At 71.4% G+C, this 2,052-nt stretch carries 1 protein-coding gene; it reads left to right on the top strand.

Annotated elements, in window-relative coordinates:
* Window positions 1-203: 203 nt before the first annotated feature.
* Window positions 204-2,052, top strand: a 1,849-nt coding sequence (locus tag VF794_RS06365) for a sensor histidine kinase (protein ID WP_331108285.1), incomplete at its 3' end; no start/stop codon positions are given.

Here is a 2,052-nt window from a genome sequence, read left to right as displayed (position 1 = left end):
CTCGGGCGGGTGGAGTGTGATGCCTACAAGTGGCCGAAGTCCGGTGTGCTGACGAAGCCGCTGCCCTTCTCCAAGTTCGTGCTCGTCGTGACGGTGGCGGCGATGGCCACGGTGTGACGCAGCCACCGTCCCTCCCACTCCGCTGGCATCTCGTCCGGCTCGCGGTTGGGACACTGCTTCCCGCCGTCGCCTTCGCCGCGGTCGTGGCCTTCCAGCTGGCGAGCCTGGAGCGCGAGGCCACCGAGCGGCGTGCGGTCCAGTCGGCGCGTGCGCTCGCGGCGGACTTCGAGCGGGAGATCTCCGGCTCCATCCGGACGCTCCAAGCGCTGGCCGAGTCCGAGCCGCTCGCTCGCGGCGACCTGGAGGCCTTCCTCCCGGAGTGCGAGCGGGTGCGTCGCACGCAGCCAGCGTGGAAGCTCGTGCTGCTGCACTCCTCGGACGGACAGCCGCTGCTGAATACCTCCCTCCCGTGGGGCGCTCCGCTGCCGGCCGTCGCCGAGCCGGAGAGCTTCGCACGCGTCCTCCAGACGCAACAGCCCCTCGTCGGAGACCTCGCCGTGGGCCGGGCCGCGCGACGGGAGTTCGCCTTTCCCGTCCGGGTGCCGGTGATGCGCGATGGCGTGCCCCGGTACGTGCTCTCGGCCATCATCACGCCGGAGTCCCTCGCCCAGGTGGTCGCCAGCCAGTCGTCCGGGTACGAGGAGTGGACGCGCACGCTGGTCGATCAGCAAGGGAGGGTGGCTGCCCGCACTCGCGACCCCGCGCGCTTCGTCGGACAGTCGGCGACGCCCTCTTTCCTGGCGCACACCCGGGCCTCGCACGAGGACGTGTACGCCGACGAGTCGATGGATGGCGCGTCCGTCTACGTGGCCTTCAGTCGGTCGCGGTCCTTCGGTTGGACCGCGGCCATCATCAGTCCCAGGCAGGTCATGGACGCCCCCGTGCGGGACGCGATGCTCGCCGTGGGAGGGCTCGGCCTCGTGCTGCTGCTCGTGAGCGCGAGCGGGGTCTGGGTCTTCTCGCGATGGATCGAGCGGTCCATCACCCAGGCCGTGAACGCCGCGGCCGCCCTGGCGCTGGGAACCCCTCCCCACATGGAGCCGTCCAGCGTGTGTGAGCTCGGTCAGCTCGGCGAGGCGCTGGAAAGCTCCGGGCGGCTGCTTCAGGCTCGTGAGCGCGAGCGCGACGCACTCCTCGCCCTCGCCGAAGAGGCTCGGGCCGAGGCTGTCGAGGCCACGCGGGCCAAGGACGTGTTCCTCGCCCTGCTCGGGCACGAGCTGCGCAACCCGCTCGCGCCCATCGTGAGCTCGATGGAGGTGCTCCGCCTGCGGGGCCTGGCGTCCACGCCCGAGCACGAGGTCATCGCGCGGCAGCTCCGGCATGTCGTCCGCCTCGTGGATGATCTGCTCGACCTGGCCCGGATCTCTCGCGGGCAGATGTCGCTTCACCGCGAGCCCATCGAGCTTTCGTCCGTGGTCGCCCGGGCCGTGGAGGCGGCGGCCCCGCTCATCGAGCAGCGGCGGCATGTGCTCGAGGTCGACGTGCCCTCCTCGGGCACGAAGGTGCTGGCGGACGCGGATCGGCTGACGCAGGTGGTCGCCAATCTGCTCACGAACGCGGCGAAGTACACGCCGCCCGGCGGGCGCATCCAGGTGCGGGCCCGCGAGCGCGATGAGGGCCTCGTGCTCGTCGTCGATGACAATGGGCAGGGACTGCCGCCGGACCTCGTTCCCCGGCTCTTCGAGCCGTTCGTCCGAGGGACTCCCTCCTCCGAGCGGAACGTGGGGGGGCTGGGCATTGGTCTGGCGCTCGTGCGGAGTCTCGTCGAGGCCCATGGTGGCCGTGTCGAGGCACACAGCGACGGACCCGGTCGGGGCAGCACCTTCTCGGTCTGGCTACCGAGACATGCACGGGCCGAGGCAGCGTCCACCGGGGAGGCGCGACGGGAACAGGTTCCCCTCGCGACCGGGGCCGTGCCCGAGAGCCCCCTGCGTCTGCTGCTCGTCGACGACAACGTCGATGCCGCGGAGCTGCTCGAGGTCGGCCTCGAGA

Source organism: Archangium sp. (assembly GCF_036389735.1).
GTDB lineage: Bacteria > Myxococcota > Myxococcia > Myxococcales > Myxococcaceae > Archangium.
This window is presented reverse-complemented; position numbering and strand designations above follow the sequence as displayed.